Genomic DNA, 17,357 nt, shown 5'->3' on the forward strand with positions numbered 1-17,357 from the left:
GGAGCACAACCTACGGGTACTCGGTGTTCCGCTGTCAAACAACGTTAACAGAAGCTCTAACCTTCGCCTTCGGCTGCCCTTTCCCGCTGCCGGCCGACCTATGGTGGGGCGATCGCCGGTTGAACCGCCCCAGAAGGAGGAATCGTGACGCACCGAATCTGGGAAATGACCGGTGTCGATGCCATTCTGTTCGACCTTGACGGTGTCCTGGTGAATTCGGCGCGCGCGATCGACCTCGCGATGCGGCGCTGGGCCGTCGAGCGCGGGCTGGACCCCGACACCATCGCGTCGTTGGCCCACGGCCGCCGTGACGAGGACCTGGTCCGCTTGGCCGCCCCCCACCTGGACGTGGACCCGGAGGTCGACCGCATCGCCGAACTGGACTTCGAGGTCATGGACCAGGTCACCGCCATCCCCGGCGCCTCGGCGCTCATCGGGCTGCTGCCACCCCTGCGGTGGGCGGTGGTCACCTCAGGGGCGGCCTCGATCGCGTCCGCGCGACTCGCCGCCGCGGGCCTGTCCCGCCCACCCGTGGTGGTGACCGCCGAGCAGGTCGCGAAGGGCAAACCCGACCCGGAGGGATACCTGCTGGCCGCCGAGCGACTGGGTGTGGAACCCACCCGCTGCGTCGTCCTCGAGGACGCCCCCGTCGGGTGGGACGCCGCGACGGCGGCCGGGATGAGGTGCGTCGGCGTCGGCTGGGAACTCGCCCGGTCGCGACCGGAACTGGCCGCCTGGGTCGAGGACCTGAGCCCCGTCCGCGTCACGGAGGAACCGTCCGGCCTGCGGTTGACGGGTAGGTCGCCGGCACCGGCGACCGCCGGACGGGCGGAGGACTGAGGAGGCCGTGGTGGATGACGTGGTCGACCTGCTGGTGGTGAAGGTGGGCGGGAGCCTGGTCTCGGAGAAGGCCCGGCGCGACCACCTGGACCACGACGCCCTGGCGGGGTACGCGGCGCAGATCGCGGACCTGCACGCCGCCGCCCCCGGGCGCGTGGTCCTCGTCGTGGGCGGCGGATCCATCGGGCACGGGGCCGTGCGGCACCTCGACGCCGACGACCCCCTCGCCCCGTTGCCCCTCACCCGTGCGACCTTCGACGTCAAGTGGTCGTGGGTGCGGGCGTTGCGGGACCTCGGCTCGCGGTGCTTCCCCGTCCAGGTCGCCGCCATCTGCGTGCTCGGCCCCCGGGGGCCGGAGGTCAGCTTCGGGACCGTGCGACGCCTGCTCGACCACGGCATCCTCCCGGTGCTGGCCGGTGACAGCGTGCTCTGCGCCGACGGTGCGCTGCGGGTGTTCGGCAGCGACCACGTCCCGGCCGTGGCCGTGCGTGGCACGCCGGGTCGGACGCGGGTCGCCGTGCTCACCGACGTCCCGGGAGTGCTGGCTGGCGGTCCCGGCAGCCAGGAGGTGATCCCGGAGATCACGCCGGGGTCCTCGGCCGAGGCGTTCCGGCGGATCTGGCCGGCGGCGGCGCACGACACCAGCGGATCGATGGGGGGCAAGCTGACGGCGCTCCTCGACCACGCCCGCGACGGCGCCGAGTGCTTCGTGCTTCGAGGCGATCCGACGGCGCCGGACCTGCGGTTCCTGCTCGAAGGGCGCGGCAGGTGGCCCGACGTGCCGCACACCCGGATCGTCGCCGACACCACCGGTTGAGCCGTCCCGTCAGGTGATCACCGGGCGCGGACGCGTGTCCTCCCGGGACGGGTGCGACGCCGGTGCCGACGCGGCGCGCGAAGCGGAGGCACCCCCGACGGCGAGGGGGCCGGGCCGGCCCTGGCCATCACCCGGTGGGGAAGGGCTTCTCGAAGGATCCGACGACAGCCCCGGGAAGGCGGATTGGTGGGGCACCGCCCACGGGCGACGGCACCCCACCCGAGCGGGGCGACCTCAACGGACCGCGTCCACCGCCTTCGCCGAACCCGTCGCGCGAGCCGACCGCACCGCCGTGACCACGCGGTCCACCACGGTGTCCAACGGCAGGGTGGCGTCCACCTCGACCCATCCGTGACGGGCCGACCACTCGTCCAGCAGCGACAGGATCGCGCCCTGGTGGCGCAGGAAGTTGTCCCGCCCGCAGTCGGGGTCCATGCCGCACTCGTAGGGCACCAGGTCGTGTTCCTTCCGCCGCCACGCGGCCTCGGGCTCCAACCGGAGGTAGAGCACGAGGTCCGGCACGGGCAGCCCGGCGACGACCGACTCCACCCAGCCCCGGTCCATGCCGTAGACGATCTCGCTGGCGGCGTGCTTCATCCAGTAACCGTCCAGCACACCGACGGCCTCGTCGACGGCCTCGTCGACGGCCTCGTCGACGGCCTCGTCGCCGGCCGGGGGCTGGCTCCGTTCGCCGAGCAGGGCCATGCCGATCGACCACATCAGGAACAGGAACCGGGGCGGATTGGGCATCTCGGCGACGCACAGCCGCAGGTCGGACACCGGCGGCCGGAGGAACCGGGTGGCCGGGTAGTCGGGGTTGTCGACGATGCGCCACCGTTCGACGAGCTGCGCGGGTTCACCCGCCTCGACGAGCCGGTCGACCGCCAACGAGGTCACCGTCGACTTCCCCGCGCCGTCGCTTCCCACAACCGCGATGATCATCGTTTCTCCTGCCGTCAGTTCCAGGGGGTGAGCGTGGGTGGCCCCTCCGGGCGGTCGGCGCGCAGCGAGGGCGCGTCCCGACCCGCCAGCCAGGCGGCCAGATCGGTGGCGGTCCCCGTCACGGTGACCGGGTCCCCATCGCCGTACGACCAGGTCCGCCCGCCGTCCGAGGGCACCAGTCGCACCGCGACGCCCTCGGGGAGCCGCCAGGTCATGAACTCCACCAGGTGGTCGGTGAACGCGGGCGGCCACTCGCTCGTCCGGTACCCGCAGTCGAGGTCCACGAGGTGGATCTCCACCTCACGCCACACGGCGAGGGCGGTTCCGGCGAGGTCCCCGTCCCGGTAGCGGACCGGCCGGGCCCAGTCCTGGGGGGACACCCGGTCCCAGGCCGCCAGCAGCCGCCGCAGGCCGGTCGCCAGCGTGTCCCGCACCTCCCGGTCGGTCCCTCGTGCGGCCGCCTCGATCGCGGCGTCCCTGCCCGGACGACCCGCGTCGTAGACGTCGACGAGTTCGTCGCGCAGCGCGTGCTCGGCCTGCCGTCCCATCGCCGAGGTGAGCTGGCCGAGGTGGACCAGGACGTGGGCCCGTGACCACCCGGGGAGCGCGCTCGGGGCCCGCAGGTCCGCGTCGGACCAGCCCTCGCTGAGCGCGATCAGGAGTTCGGCCCGCCGCCGCAGCCACGGGACCAGCGCCGAGGGCTCACCGTCGCGCGGGGGGTGGACCTGGCCGTCGGGCGGGGCGGGCCGGGTGGAGGGGCGTTCGGCGGACGGGCCGGTCGTGGTCATGGGTTCTCCCTGGTCGGTCGGGGATGCGGGGCGCGGGTCCTGGGGAGGGACGAGGTGGCGCGCGGTCCTCGTCGCCCCCTCGCCCCGATCCCCGTTCCCGGGGCGCCAATCTCGCACGAGCCTGGACCGGGCTCCGAGCCAGCCCGGGCTCGGCCGTCCAGAGTGGCCGGTGCGGCCATGTCCCCGTCGTCGCCGAGGAGGACCGCCCGGCGAACCGGTGCCGTTCGTCGCCGACCGCACGCCCGCGCGGCACGGTCCCCGTGGCACCGCCGGACCAGCCGGGTGGGGCGACCGACGGCGTCGCGCCCTCCGGTCGCCAGCCGTCGGCTGGGCAGGAGCGGACCGGCTGCCGCATCCGCCCCCCGGGCTCCGAGGACCAGCAGTGGATGTCGGGGACACCGGGGCCCGGGTGGCGCGTCATCCCGGGTCCGCCGGGTGGCGGGCCGGCGCGGCGGGCCGCCCCCGTCCGCGGCCGGGGGACCGCGTCGCCGAGTCCGCATCGGGCTGTCCTCCGTCGTCCGCGCCAGGGGGGTCCGCGCCATCGGAGGAGGCGGTGGGTCGGCGGCCCACCAGCAGGAGCACCGTCGCCAGCGCGCAGAAGCCCACGGCGATCAGGAACACGGCGGGGCTGTACCCCGGGACCACCAGCGGTGCGAGGATGCCGACGGTGGAACCGACCTGCACCAGCGCGGTGTACAGCGCGGCCCCGCCGCCCATGCCCGACGCCAGCGCCTCCCCCAGGATCACCAGACCGATGCTCTGGAAGCCGGCCGCGAACACCGCGTAGACCACCTGGGACAGGACCAGGACGGGGTAGCCGGCGTCGACGACGATCATGAGGAACGACGCGAGCCCGACGAGCGAGACCACGACCAGCGCGGGTCTGCTGCCGAACCGGTCGCTGGCGGCGGCGATCGGCACGAGGACCGCGAACTCCACGACGGCGGTCACCGCGAACAGCGCGGACACCCCGCTGGAACCGATCCCCGCGTCGTTGGCGTACAACGGCAGGTACACGCCCCGCAGGCTGTCGGCGGCCCGCAGCGACAACACCGCGATCGCCGCCGTCACCACCAGCGCCCGGGAGGGACGCCACCGGGCCCCGGCCGCCGCCGGACCGACCTGGTCCGCCTGCCGCTCGGGAGCCGGCCGTCCGGACAGCGGGAGCCAGGCGACGGCCACGTTGAGCAACGCCAGGCCGACCGCCACCCCCACCGGCCCCAGCAGCGGGCTGGTGGTGACCCGTTCCGCCTCGGCGGCCACCGCGAACACCCCGAGGCCGGCGACGTACCCGGCGACGTACCGGATGCGCAGGGAGCTGACCGTCCGCGCCACCGAACGCGACGAGTAGTGGTGCGCCATCGCCACGTACTGCGGGTACACCAGGCTCATCGCCATCACGGCCATGCCCGCCGGGTAGCGGGCCGCCGTCTCGGCGGTCACCGCCAGCGCGACCAGGCCCAGGGCGGAGACCCCGGCGCTGCCCGCCACCGCCCACCGGGAGGAACCGCGGCGCAGCACCCGGCCGACGGTCAGGTTCAGCACGGCGGCGGCCAGGGCGTTGAGCACGAAGAACAACGCGATCTCGCCCTTGCCCGCTCCACGGTCGGCCAGGAACAGGGGGAGGGCGACGCTCACCAGGCCGGTGAAGGTCGCGTTGGCGAGCAGCCCGATCCCCACCGCCGCCGGCAGCGCGCGCCCGACGCGGGTCCCGCGCATCAGGCCGGTCCGACGTCCAGCCGCAGCGGGAGGATCGCGGCGCCGTCCGTCTCGGCCCACCCGAGGCGTTGCCGGCGGATCCCCGCCAGCAGGACCATCCCCCGGCCCGGCCCCGGACAGCCGCCCAACCGCCGCCACGGGATCCGCACCCGCAGCACGTCCCGGCCACCGGTGCGCTCCGCCGAGCGGCCGACCGGTTCGGTGTCCGCCGGGGAGGTCAGCGAGTAGTCGTCGAACCGGAGCTCGCCGGTCGCGGCGGTGTGGAAGAACTCGAAGCGGTGGTCGCCGAAGTTCAGCGACAACGCGGTCATGTGGCCGTCGGCCGCGGCGGGGGTGGACAGCACCACCGACAGCGCCCCGTCGTCGGCCGACAGCTCACCGACGACGTCGAAGGGCCCGGTCCGGCCAGGGCGGAACACGCTGCGGTCCAGGTCGGTGGACGTCCCGGCGCCCACGCTGATCCTCGTCGGCTCCGAGGAGCGCGGCACGGCGACGGTGGAGCCCCCGATCGCCGCCAGCACCTCTTCGTGCTCCCGGGTGCGGACGACGAGCTCAGCCGGCCGCCAACCGGGGTCGACGAGGAACCCCTCCACACCGTCCCACCACAGGTCCACGGGGAAGAACCGGTCCGAGGGCGCGGGCAGGGAGCAGCCCGGGGGCACCGGGTCCCGGCCCAGCAGGTCGACGGAGAGCGCGCGGACGAAGGACACCACGTCCTCGGCGCCGAACCGCGTGACCAGCTCGGCGAACACGGCGACGTCGAACCCTGGGAGCGCGCACATGTCGGCGACGGCGGCGATCTCGTCGAGGCGCACGGTGCCCAGCGGCACCGGGAGGACCGCGCGGATGTAGTCGCCGTAGAGGTGGCACGCCTGCACCACCACCGCCGCCTCCGGGCGCAGCACGCGGGGCGCACCCGGCATCCCGGTGCCCTCCACCAGGTGGTCGACCAGGTCGCCGTGCAGGATCCGGTGTTCCCCCAACGTCTCGTGGTGCACCCACTGACCGGGGTGGGCTCGTGGGTCGCAGTCCTCCGGCGTCGTCCTGGTGCGCCACCTGGGCACCGGGTAGTAGGAGTGCACCTCGACCATGCCGTGTTCCGGAGCGACCAGTCGCGCGTACTCGTCGAGGATCTCCCGAGGGCCCTTCGGCACCAGGCCGAACCGGTCGGCCGAGGTGACGAAGCCGGCCGGGTCTGCGACGACGACGTCGAGGTCGCCGCTGTGGCGCACCGCGCGTTCCTCGCCGGTCAACGCGAGCAGGGTGAACCCCTTGAGGGGGACCATCGAGCGGGAGCGGTCCCGGCCCGCGGTGGCCTCGTCGAGGACCGTCGCCAACGCGGCCCGCCGGTCCATCGCGGCCCGGATCCCGGCCAGCCGGTCGGTGAGCGCCGAGACCAGGTCCGGTGGCACGCGCACCGACTCGACCCGCACCCGATGCAGGAACCGGGCGTCGAGCCGGTGCGCGTGCAGCGCATGGGCGAAGGCGGTCGTGTCGACGTCATCGAGGGTGGGACGCGGTACGTCCCCGCCGGCCGACCAGGCCAGCGCGTCCACGAGGGAATTCCCGGAGCTCACCGTCGCAGCGTTCCCCGGCGGGGCGGACGCGGTCAATTGGTGCGGTGAGGTGTTGGAGAATCGCTCAATGTTCGTGGAGCCCGACTACAGCGACGCGGCGTAGAGTTCCTCGACCAGGGTGGCGTCGGGCCGGTCGATCGGATCGTTGGCCAGGTTTCCCGAAACCCCCGAGACGAGGGAGTCCAGATCGGATTTCCGGAATCCGTGGTCGGTGAGCCGGGACGAGATACCGATTCTCCTGGTGAGTTCGCCGACGGCGTCGGGAACCGAATCCGCCGCCACGAACCGGGCCAACCGGTCGAACCGTTCCGGGGCGTGCGAATAGGCGCGTTCCATCCAGGCCGGGTACACGCAGGCCAGTCCTCGGCCGTGCGAGATGTCCACCCGGGGCACCGCCCCCATGCCCTGTTGCAGCCGGTGCGGCAGGCAGGTGCTCGCCGTGGCGACGTTGCACCCGCCGAGCAGCGAGGCCAACGCGAGCCCCTCCCGCACCTCCGGGCCGGTCTCACCGGCCACCGCCCTCGGCAGGTGTTCGGTGATCAGCTCCACCGCCGCCTCGGCGAACCGGTCACTGATCGGGTTGGCCCGGCGGGCGACGTAGCTCTCCACCGCGTGGGCGAGGGCGTCGAACCCGGAGTCGGCCACGACGGCGGTGGGGGCGCTGACGAGGAGGTCGGGGTCGACGATCGCGGAGACGGGGAAGAGGTCGTCGCCCCGGACACCCGACCGGAAGGAGACGGCCTCGTCGGTGATGATCGCGCCCTTGGTCACCTCGGAACCGCTGCCGGCGGTCGTGGGGACCGCCACCACGGGCAGGCTCCCCGGGGTCCTGGGCAGCACCGACCCGATCAGCGGGCGGACCGAGGTGTGCGGGACGGTGACCGCCGCGGCCTTCGCCGCGTCCAACGCGCTGCCCCCACCGAGACCGACGACCACCTCGCACTTCTCCCGCCTGGCCAGCCGCGCCGCCGCGTCCACCTCCGCCGCCAGGGGGTTGGGGGAGACCCCGTCGAACAGCACCACCGACACCCCGGCCGAGGTGAGGCTGTGCAGGGCGCGGTCCAGCACCCCGTGTCGGCGCATGGCCGTCCGGCCGCACACCAGCAGGGCCTGGCGGCCGTGCGCCGAAGTGATCTCCCCCAGTTCGGCCAACCGGCCCCTGCCGAAGGCCACGGAGGTCGGCACCAGGTGGTCGAAGGTCAGCATCTCATCTCCCGTCGTCGTCGTCCCGCAGCGCGTCGAGCACCGCGCAACCGCCCTCGGCCAGGTACCGCAGCGCCGAGCCGCCGCCCGTCGACGTCGGCCCGGACCAGGGGAGCTCGGCCACCGTGTCCCCGCCCAGCAGCACCACGTCGTCCCGAGCTCCGGCGAGCCGGGTCAACACCTGGTCGCTGGCCCGCCGGTGCCCGGCCCGGTAGGCGCTGGGGGGACCCGCGACCACCGCGCGCCCCCCGCCCCCCACGAGCCGGTCCAGGGCGGCGAGCGCCCAGGGCAGCACCGTGAAGTCGACGACGGCGTACCCCGGGGGCACGCCGTCGGCCGGGCGGCGCGGGTCGAGCCGCAGCCAGCGGGCTTCGCCGTACCCCCCGGAACCGTCGGGCCGGGCCACCGCGACCTCCTCGGGCAGGTGCAGAGCGTCGGGGGCGGCCGCCGCCAACACCTCGGCGGCGACCTCCACCGCACGGGCGGGGGAGTCGCCGAGCACCGACTCGGCCACCGGGTGGCCCCGCGCGGCCAGCAGGCAGTTCAGCACGGCCCCGCCGGGGATGACCAGGTCGTAGGCGCTGCCCAGCCGGCGGAGGCCGACCTCCACCTTCTCCTGCTTGCGCCCGCCCACGACGGCCACCGAGAACCGGGTGGGATCGCGGCCAGCCCACGGTCCGAGCAGCGTGAGCTCCCGGACCAGGCTGTCGGCGGCCCAGCCGGGCAGCAGACCGAGGAGGCCGGTGGTGGAGGCGTGGCGGCGGTGCGCCTTGGAGAACCCACCCATCGCCACCCGCTCCCCGAGCGCGGCGAACTCCACGGCCAGGTCCGGGTCGTTCCGCTCCTCGCCGGCGTGCAGCCGCGTGTTGCCGAAGAGCGCGATCTCCCCGTCCCGGAGCGCCGCGGCCGCCGCCCGCGCCTCGGGGCCGGTCGACCAGGGCAGGTACCGCACCGGGCAGCCCAACCGGCCGCCCAGGTAGGTGGCGAGGTCACCGAGGTGCCGGGCGCTGCCGTCCGCGTGCCGGCCCTGGTGGGTCAGCAGGGCGACCCGGGCGCCGGCCCCGCTCAGCCGAGCCAGGTCCGCCAGTTCGGTGTCGACCCGGCCCAGGCCGCCCGGCCCGTCGGCGACGTTGAAACCGGCTGAGAAGATCCACCGTTGACCGGCGGCGAGCGGTTCGTCCGCCAGCAGGCGCACCCCGGCGAGCCCCGGTGGGATCGCGGAGGCCCCCGAGGTCACGGCGCGTACGCCCGGAGCCCGGTGGTGTCCGGCAGCCCCACCATCACGTTCATGTTCTGCACGGCGGACCCCGCCGCCCCCTTGCCCAGGTTGTCGATCACCGACACCACCTTGATCACCGACCGCGCCGGGTCGTGGTCGACGCCGAGGTGGCAGTAGTTGGTGCCGACCACGTTGGACAACCTCGGGTAGGCGCCGTACTCCTTGGCGTTGGCGCCTCCCCGCTTCTCCAGGTCGTTGACCAGCACGAAGTGTTCCCCGGAGTGGTCGGAGCCGTACCGGCCCAGGTACCGCGCGGTCAGCGCCTCCCGGCTCAGCCCGTCGCGGTGCTCGGGTGGGACGAGGACGGTGATCTGGGCCAGGATGCCGCGCGCGAAGGCGCCGTGCGCCGTGCTCATGACCACGTCGACCGGTCCACCCGCCAGGCGCCCCAGGTGGAGCTCGAGCTCCCCGCTGTGCCGGTGGCCCTCCAGGCTGTAGGGCAGCATCGACCCGAACACCTCGGCGTGGTGCAGGTCCCGGGTGGGTTTGGCGCTCGCCCCGGTGGTCCCGTTGACCGCGTGGACGTGGACGGAGCCGGCGGACCCGAGCAGTCCCTCCTCGGCCAGGGGCAGCAACCCCAGCAGCACCGAGATGACGTAGCACCCCGGGTTCGCCACCAGGCGGGCCTCGGGGAGGCGGTCGCGAACCAGTTCCGTCACCCCGAACACCGCCTCGGGCAGCAGCTCCGGGCTGCTGTGCGGGCGGGCGTAGATCCGTTCGTACAGCGCCGGGTCCGGGAACCGGAAGTCGGCGCTGAGGTCGACGACTCGGGTACCCCGGCGCAGCAGTTCGGGTGCCATCCCCATCGCCTCGCCCGCCGGGACGCAGAGGAACACGACGTCCAGCGCACCGGCCCGTTCGACCAGGGCGTCGAGGTGGACGAACTCCAACCCGCTGCCCAGCAGGTTCGGGTGGACGGCCGCGAACGACCGCGTGGTGTCCCTGGCGGCGGGGACGATCTCACCGACCTCGGGGTGGCCCAGCAGCAGCCGGCACAGTTCCCGTCCCGCCCAGCCGGTGGCCCCGACGACCCCGACCCGCAGCCTGCCTGTCACCGCGACATCACCCTTCCCTCGTCCCTGTCCTGATCACGACCTTGCCGACGGTCCCGTCCGCCCGGTCCGCCAACGCGAACGCCTCCGCCGCCTCCGCCAGCTCGACGGTGTGGGTGACCAGTGCGCGGGGATCGACCAGTCCCCGCTCCACCCAACCGATGACCTCGGCGAAGTCCTCGGGCGTGGACAGCGCGGACCCGGTCACGGTGAGTTCCCGGCGGACGAGCGCGTTGGCGTCGACCGCCGCCGGGCCGGGGAAGTAGCTCACCACCACGACCTGCCCACCCGGCCTGGTCATCGCCGCGGCCTGGTCCAGCACTCCCGGGTGGCCGGAGGCGACGAAGGTGACACCGGCCGGGCCGGCGCGTTCCGCTACGGCCGCCTGGTCCTCCTCGGCCGCGTCCACGTAGCGGTCCGCGCCCACCGCCCGCGCGAGCCGTCCCTTGGCGGGGCCCAGGTCCACGCAGGTCACCGTCGCCCGCCACGACCGGCGCACGGCCAGCACGCAGGCCAGGCCGATCGACCCGGAGCCCAGGACCGCCACCGACGGGTCGGGACGCGCGAGACCGACCGCGTGCCGGCCGATCGTCAGCGGCTCGACCAGGGCGCCCGCCACCGGGTCGACGTGCTCGGCGAGCCGGAAGGTCATGTTCTCCCGCAGCACGACGTACTCGGCGAGGGAACCCTCCCAGCCCCGGTGGCTCAGGTTCGCGCGGTCGGAACACAGGTGCGCCGCCCCGCCCCGGCACGCCGCGCACCGGTCGCACGGGGAGAAGGCGGCGGAACAGACCAGATCCCCCGGGGCGAAGCCGGTCACCTGGGCACCGACCTGTTCGACCACCCCGCAGAGCTCGTGCCCGAGCACGACGGGGGCGGTCTTGTAGGGGTGCGTGCCCCGGTAGGCGGCGAGGTCGGAGCCGCACACACCGCTGGCGAGCACGCGGACCAACAGCTCCGCCGGGCCCATCGCCGGGATAGGGACCCTGCGGTTGCGGATGCTCCGCACCCCGTCGAGCACGGCGGCCCTCATGGTCGCCGTGGTCACCCGGGGACCCCGCCGCCCGCGGTGACGGCCGCCCCGGCCGGCAACGCCCCGGGCGCTGTTCCCCCGAACTCCTCGGTGGCCAGTTCCACCACCCGCTGACCGATGCGTTCCTGGGTGTCCACCGTCATCGCCCCGATGTGCGGGGTGATGACCACGTTGTCCAGTTCCCGCAGGAGCGTGCGGCCCTCACCGGCGGGCACGTCGGTCGCCGCGCCCGCGAGGCGGCCCGCCCGCAGGGCGTCGACGAGGTGGTCCTCGTCCACCACCCCGGCCCGCGCCACGTTGACGAGCACGGCGTCCCGGCGCATCATCGCCAGCTCCGCCGCCCCGATCAGCCCCCGGGTGTCCTCGGTCAGGGGCAGGGCGAGGCAGACCACGTCCGAGGTGGCCAGCAGCTCGGGCAGTTCGGTGAGGACCACGCCCAGCTCGGCCAGCTCGGCGGCCCGACGCGGACCGGGGCGGCCGACCGTCCCCAGCCGCCGCATGCCGAAACCCGCCCCGATGCGGGCGATCCGGGACCCGATGGCGCCGACCCCGACGATGCCGAGCGTCCGCCCACCCAGCTCCACCCCGAGCAGGTCGTCCTTGCGCCACGCGCCACCCCTGACCTGCCGGTCGGCCAGGGCCACCCGCCGCACCACCCCCAGCAGCAGGCCGAAGGCCAGCTCGGCGACCGCCTGCGCCGAGGCGTTCGGGATGTTGACCACCCGGACACCGGCGAGTTCCGCGGCGACCATGTCGATGTTGTCGGTCCCGACCCCGGCGCGGATCACCAGGCGCAGCGACGGCGCCGCGGCGAAGACGGCGGCCGGGAGCCGGACGCCGCTGCGGAGGACGACGACGTGGGCGTCGCCGACCAGTTCCCGCAGCACGTCGGGTTCGGGTCGCAGGCGGACGACGACGGTGAAGTCCTCCCGGAGCCGTCGGATCGCGCTGTCCGCGATCGGGTCGAGCACGAGGACGGTGGGGCGGGGCCCACCACCGCCGTGGTCGTCGGGAGCTGTGGGCACGGTCATGGTGGCCTCCCCTCAGACGCGGTACGCGCGCCGTTCGGCCTCGTCGATCTCGGAGTACTCCATCAACTCGAACACCTCCGCGAGGGAGGCCAGCTCGCTCTCGGTGCGGTGCACGCTCTGCTTGGCGAAGATCTCCCGGCACACGCGGCGCATGGCGCTGACCGCCGCCCGCATGCTGTGGTTGGCCCAGATCACCGCCGACACGCCGGCGGCCTGGAACTCCGATGACGGCGTGCTCGCGTAGGTCGTCGGCGCGATGACCAGCGGGAGGCGCTCCCCCCACTCACGGCAGAAGTCCAGGATCTCGGTGGCGTCGGACCGCCGGGAGTGGATGAAGATCGCGTCGGCACCCGCCTCGTGGTAGGCGTGGGCCCGGTCGAGGGCCTCCGGCAGACCCCGGCCGGCGATCAACGCCTCCACCCGCGCCACCAGCACGAAGTCCGAACTCCGCTGGGAGTCCTTGCAGGCCCGGATCTTCGCCGTGAAGTCGCTGACCTCGGCGAGGGTGTGGGAGTCGCCGACGAAGGAGTTCATCTTGGGGAAGATCTTGTCCTCGAGGCACACCCCGGCGACGCCGAGGCGTTCGGCCTTGGCCACGAACCGCCTGGCGGTGTTGAAGTTGCCGTAGCCGGTGTCGCCGTCCACGACGATCGGGACGGTCGTCGCCTCCACCATCGCCTCCACCACGCCGAGCAGCTGCGACCAGGACGCCTCGTCGCTGTCCCGCACCCCCAGCGCCGTGGACATCGACAGGCCCGACGCCCAGATGGCCTGGAAACCCTCGACCTCCGCGATTCTCGCGGAGAGCCCGTCGTGGGCTTCCATGAGATACGTCAGTTCCTTTTCCCGAATCATCGTCCGCAGTCGCGAAGCGCGACTCGACGTCCCGGTGTCCGTTCCGTTTTCCCGCACGCTCGTCATAGTCCTTCTCGCAGCCGCCGTCACGACGGCACCGGGTGGCGCCGACGCCGTACTCGTCTGATTCCGATTTCCGTCAACGGGATCGAGAAGGAATGTATGCCAGCTCGGTGGTTGGTGGATCAACATCTCGCGGAACGGTTTAGAAGGAGGTCCAACAGGTGTGGTGATCCCACGACGCGCGCTGGCAGAGTGGCCCTGCCGTCGAAGGGCGCCCAGTTCCCGACGGCGATCACCCCCCGGGAGTTCCGAACGGCCCACACCGGGACACGTCGCCCGCACGGAGGAAACCGATGACCGTCCGCGCCACCGAGACCCCGGCCACCGCGGCCACCGCCAGGACCACCCCGCCGCCGCACCAGGTGTTGCTGAACCCCGGCCCGGTCAACGTCCACGACCGGGTGCGCGCGGCCCTGGCCTACCCCGACGTCTGCCATCGGGAGCCGGAGGCCGCGGAGCTGCTCGACGCCGTGCGGGCCAAGGCCACGGCGGTCTGCGGCGGGGACGAACGCCACACCAGCGTCCTGCTCGCGGGTTCCGGGACGGCCGCGCTCGAAGCGGTCATCTCCTCGGTGGTACCCGAGGGCGGAACCCTGCTCGTCCCGCACAACGGGCACTACGCCGAGCGGGTCGCCAGCATCGCCGAGGCGCACCGGATCCCCGTGCGGCGGCTCGAGTTCGGCTGGGGCCAGCCGATCGACCTGGCCGCCGTCGACGCCGCCCTGGCCGAGGACGCCACGATCAGCCACGTCGGACTGGTCCACCACGAGACCAGCACCGGGATGCTGAACCCGCTGGCCGAACTGGGGGAGATCGTCGCCCGCCACGACCGGTCCCTGATCGTCGACGCCATCAGCACCCTGGGCGCGGAACCGCTCGACGTGGTCGCCGACCACGTCGACTGGTGCGTCGGGACGGCCAACAAGTGCCTGGAAGGGCTGCCGGGCACCAGCTTCGTGTGCGCCCCCCGGTCGTCGCTCGACGGGCTGTCCGAGGTGCGCCCCCGCACCTACTACCTGGACCTGCGCGCCCACCACGTCGCGCAGGACCGGGACCGGGCGCCGCTGTTCACCCCGGCCGTCCAGGCGCTGTACGCCTTGGACGTCGCCCTGGACCTGACCCTGGAGGAAACGGTCGCCGTGCGGTCCCGGCGCTACCGGGAGCGCGCCGACCGGGTGCGGACGCACCTCGCCCGCCACGGGTTCGAACCCCTCGTGCCCGACGGGCACCGCGCCAGCTCGGTCACCGTCTTCCGGCTGCCCGACGGCGTCGAGTACCAGCACCTGCACGACCGGCTCAAGGCCGACGGCTTCGTCATCTACGGCTGCCCGCCGCGCCTGGGGCGCGTCTGCCGCATCGCGACCATGGGGCAGCTCACCACCGACCAGATCAGCGCGTTCCTCGCCGCCTTCGACGCGGCCCTGGACGCGCCGCACCCGACCGGCGCCGCGACGCCGTCGACGTCGCGCGCCTGAGCGGACGTCTCGAACAAGGAGGACGCGACATGCGCAAGGTCCGACTCGCGGTGGTCGGTGCGGGACCCACCTGCACCTACGTGGTGGAACGGCTCGCCGCCACCCTCCCCGACCTGGCCGACGAGCTGGCGCTCGACATCCACGTCTTCGACCGGGGTGGGCGGTTCGGGGCGGGAGCCGTGCACAGCGACACCCAGCCGGAGACGAGCTTCCTGAACCGCATCGTCGGCCAGGTCGCCTTCGCCGCGGACGAGAGCGTGCTCGACGCGGGACCCCTGCTGGAGCCGAGCCTGCGGCCCACGCTGTACGAGTGGTGCCGGCGCCGCTTCGACGAGACCGGGGACCCCGTGTTCGACGTGACGAAGGAGGACTGGCCCAAGCGGTACGTCCACGGCCTCGCCCTGCGTGAGGTCTTCGGCTGGTATGTCGACATCCTGCGGGCACAGCCCCACGTGGACGTGCACCTCCACCAGGCGGAGGTGCTCGACGTCACCGAGCGGGGCGAGCGGCTGGAGGTCGAGGTCCGCGCCGTCGACGACGACGGGGGTCCCGGCTCCTCCGAGGTGGTCACCGTCGACTCGGTGCTCTTCCTGACCGGCCACTCCTGGAACGACGCCTCCCGCATCGCCCGGCTGCGACCGCTGCTGCGGTTCGCCGAGGACCACGACGTCGAACTCGTCCCCACCGCCTACCCGCTGGAGGACACCCTCACCGAGCGGGTCGCGCCGCCGGGCAGCGCGGTCGGCTGCGCGGGAATGGGGTTGACCACGATCGACGTCATCCTCTGGCTGACGGAGGGCAGGGGCGGGCGCTTCGACAGGACCGAGGGGCGCCTCACCTACCAGCCCTCCGGGAGGGAACCCGCGACGATCGTCCCGGTCAGCGAGGCCGGGCTGTTCACCTTCGCCCGGCCCTACAACGCCAAGCAGGTCGACCTGGAGCGGTTCGAGCACCGAGGCGTCTTCCTCACCGAGTCCGCCGTCGACCGGCTCCGGGCCAGCGTCGGCCGTCCCACCTCGGTGGGCCTGACGGGAGCGCAGCGGCAGCTCGACTTCACCGAACACCTCTTCCCGCTGGTGCTGCTGGAGATGGCGCACCTGTACTACGTGACCCTGCTCGGTCCCGACGTCGGTCGTCGCCTCGCCGAGGCCGTCGGACCGACAGTGGACACCGCCCTGGACAACCCGGCCGGACCGCGCACCCCGGAAGCGCTGTTGGACCCGGTCTCCTCCGTCCTCGGGGCGGCGGTGACGCTCATCGACGGGGTGCTCCAGGGGACGGTGCCGCACGTGGAGGCGCGCGCCGCCACCGACGGCTGGTCCCTCGACGCGGCCCTGTCCCGTTTCCTCGAGGTCACGGTGGGACCGGTGGCCCGGGACGCCCTGCTGGCCAGGGTGGACGACCCGGCCGGCCTGGCCGAGGAGTTCGCTCGGGCCCGCCGGCCGTGGGGTCACCAGCCGCTGCTGTCGGACAACCTCTTCGACTGGCGGTCGACCATCTCCCCGGTGCCGCCGGCGGACCGCACCTCGCCGGAGCGCTACCAGGCGGCCGTGGTGGAGTTCATGCGCCGCGACCACCTGTGGGCGGAGCAGGACAACCTGACCAACCCGGCGAAGGCCGCGGCGGACGGGGTGTGGCGCGACCTGCGGCCGGTGCTGGGGTACGCCGTCGACTACGGTGGTCTGACCGCCGCCTCCCACCGCGAGTTCCTCACCGTCTACATGCGGCACCACAACCGGCTGGCCAACGGCGCGGCCCTCGAGGTGATGGAGAAGATCCTCGCACTGGTCGAGTGCGGGATCGTGGACGTCTCGGTCGGCCCGGACGTGACGGTCGCGGGAGGGCCCGGCGGCCGGTTCCAGGTGAACGGCCCCCACACGGGCGCGGTCCGCGAACTCGACGTCCTGGTCGACGCCCGGGTGCACTCCTTCGACCCGGAACTGGACACCGCACCGCTGTACCGGCGGCTCCTCGACCGGGGGCTGGTGAGGAAGTGGCGCAACCCCGCCGAGGATGGGGACCACTTCGAACCGGGCGGTCTCGACCTCACCGTCGACTTCCACCCGGTGCGACGGGACGGGACGGTCGACCGGCGGTTGACGTTCCTCGGGCCACCCAGCGAAGGCGTCATGTTCTTCCAGCTCGGCGCGCTGCGCCCGCATCACAACCACCACGTGATGCGGGACGTGCTGACCTGGCTGCGGGAGTTCCTGCCCCGGGGTGGCGCACCCGTGGCCGAGGAGGACGTCGCGACACCGGTCGGCTGACCCAGTGCTGGCGGGCCCGCGTCCTCCGCCGGGGGCGGGCCGGGGCGGCCTGGTTGACCTTCCGGCCCCGCCAAGCCGGAGCGCGGGGCGGGGTCCGGAGTGCCGGCGGCCCCGAGGTGGGGTCGCCGATGGTCACGGCGAGGAGGAACGAGCGGGGGAGCGGTTCCCCGCCGCGCGGGGGCGCTGGCCGAGGCGGGCGCTCCGGGGCGGTCGGGTCCGCTCCCCTCGGCGGCGTCCGCGATGTCCTCCGTCGGGTGCGGCCCGGGGGTGGACGCACGCCGTGGCCGGTCCGGTGCGGCGCACCCGGCGGATCAGGCGGGGTCCGCCATCCCAGAGACGCCGGACCTCCCCTCCCCGGGCGGGTGGGTGGTCGATGTCGACGGCGAGCACGAGAGCCTGGCCGAGGGGCAAGCCAT

At 73.8% G+C, this 17,357-nt stretch carries 14 protein-coding genes; 4 read left to right on the plus strand and 10 right to left on the minus strand.

Features of this window, described 5'->3' with window-relative positions; genetic code table 11:
- Positions 1-144 precede the first annotated feature (144 nt).
- The gene (locus C1701_RS23145) at positions 145-840 is read left to right on the plus strand and encodes an HAD-IA family hydrolase (protein ID WP_337661895.1); all 696 of its coding nucleotides are present in this window, start codon (positions 145-147) and stop codon (positions 838-840) included.
- A gap of 10 nt (positions 841-850) precedes the next feature.
- Positions 851-1,657: an amino acid kinase family protein gene (locus tag C1701_RS23150; RefSeq protein ID WP_026420650.1), complete on the plus strand. Its 807-nt coding sequence runs from the start codon at positions 851-853 to the stop codon at positions 1,655-1,657.
- A 234-nt stretch (positions 1,658-1,891) separates the two neighbouring features.
- Here C1701_RS23150 and C1701_RS23155 read toward each other — a convergent pair whose 3' ends face one another.
- The 10 genes from C1701_RS23155 to aepX form a co-directional block, all read right to left on the minus strand.
- Positions 1,892-2,599, minus strand: coding sequence for a thymidylate kinase (locus tag C1701_RS23155; RefSeq protein ID WP_103056593.1), 708 nt, complete (start codon positions 2,597-2,599; stop codon positions 1,892-1,894).
- Between the two features lie 14 nt (positions 2,600-2,613).
- Positions 2,614-3,387 (minus strand): maleylpyruvate isomerase family mycothiol-dependent enzyme, encoded by a 774-nt coding sequence (locus C1701_RS23160; RefSeq protein WP_103056594.1) that lies wholly within the window; start codon positions 3,385-3,387, stop codon positions 2,614-2,616.
- A gap of 417 nt (positions 3,388-3,804) precedes the next feature.
- Positions 3,805-5,106, minus strand: coding sequence for an MFS transporter (locus tag C1701_RS23165; RefSeq protein ID WP_051314391.1), 1,302 nt, complete (start codon positions 5,104-5,106; stop codon positions 3,805-3,807).
- Complete coding sequence (locus C1701_RS23170; protein ID WP_337661896.1) at positions 5,106-6,683, minus strand: nucleotidyltransferase family protein; 1,578 nt, start codon at positions 6,681-6,683, stop codon at positions 5,106-5,108. The genes C1701_RS23165 and C1701_RS23170 overlap by 1 nt, the downstream gene beginning before the upstream one ends.
- An 84-nt stretch (positions 6,684-6,767) precedes the next feature.
- The gene (locus C1701_RS23175) at positions 6,768-7,889 is read right to left on the minus strand and encodes an iron-containing alcohol dehydrogenase (protein ID WP_016699876.1); all 1,122 of its coding nucleotides are present in this window, start codon (positions 7,887-7,889) and stop codon (positions 6,768-6,770) included.
- 1 nt (position 7,890) lies between these two features.
- Positions 7,891-9,123 carry a phosphoglycerate kinase gene (pgk, locus tag C1701_RS23180; protein WP_103056596.1) on the minus strand — a complete coding sequence of 411 codons (1,233 nt, stop codon included), beginning with the start codon at positions 9,121-9,123 and terminating at the stop codon, positions 7,891-7,893.
- The gene (argC, locus tag C1701_RS23185) at positions 9,120-10,220 is read right to left on the minus strand and encodes an N-acetyl-gamma-glutamyl-phosphate reductase (RefSeq protein WP_026420646.1); all 1,101 of its coding nucleotides are present in this window, start codon (positions 10,218-10,220) and stop codon (positions 9,120-9,122) included. The genes pgk and argC overlap by 4 nt, the downstream gene beginning before the upstream one ends.
- Before the next feature lie 7 nt (positions 10,221-10,227).
- A complete protein-coding gene (locus tag C1701_RS23190) occupies positions 10,228-11,265 on the minus strand; it encodes a zinc-dependent alcohol dehydrogenase (protein WP_337661897.1) in 1,038 nt (345 codons plus the stop codon).
- Complete coding sequence (locus C1701_RS23195) at positions 11,262-12,281, minus strand: NAD(P)-dependent oxidoreductase (RefSeq protein WP_026420644.1); 1,020 nt, start codon at positions 12,279-12,281, stop codon at positions 11,262-11,264. The genes C1701_RS23190 and C1701_RS23195 overlap by 4 nt, the downstream gene beginning before the upstream one ends.
- Positions 12,282-12,293: 12 nt before the next feature.
- Positions 12,294-13,106, minus strand: coding sequence for a phosphoenolpyruvate mutase (gene aepX / locus C1701_RS23200; protein ID WP_026420643.1), 813 nt, complete (start codon positions 13,104-13,106; stop codon positions 12,294-12,296).
- A gap of 386 nt (positions 13,107-13,492) precedes the next feature.
- Between aepX and C1701_RS23205 the strand changes: the two genes are divergently transcribed.
- Both C1701_RS23205 and C1701_RS23210 read left to right on the plus strand, forming a co-directional pair.
- On the plus strand, positions 13,493-14,674 hold the full coding sequence (locus C1701_RS23205; RefSeq protein WP_103056597.1) for a pyridoxal-phosphate-dependent aminotransferase family protein: 1,182 nt from the start codon (positions 13,493-13,495) through the stop codon (positions 14,672-14,674).
- Positions 14,675-14,703: 29 nt separating this feature from the next.
- On the plus strand, positions 14,704-16,941 hold the full coding sequence (locus C1701_RS23210; protein ID WP_026420641.1) for an FAD/NAD(P)-binding protein: 2,238 nt from the start codon (positions 14,704-14,706) through the stop codon (positions 16,939-16,941).
- Positions 16,942-17,357 lie beyond the last annotated feature (416 nt).

Origin of the sequence: Actinoalloteichus sp. AHMU CJ021 (assembly GCF_002895405.1) — a bacterium.
In the GTDB taxonomy this organism is placed as follows: domain Bacteria; phylum Actinomycetota; class Actinomycetes; order Mycobacteriales; family Pseudonocardiaceae; genus Actinoalloteichus_B; species Actinoalloteichus_B caeruleus.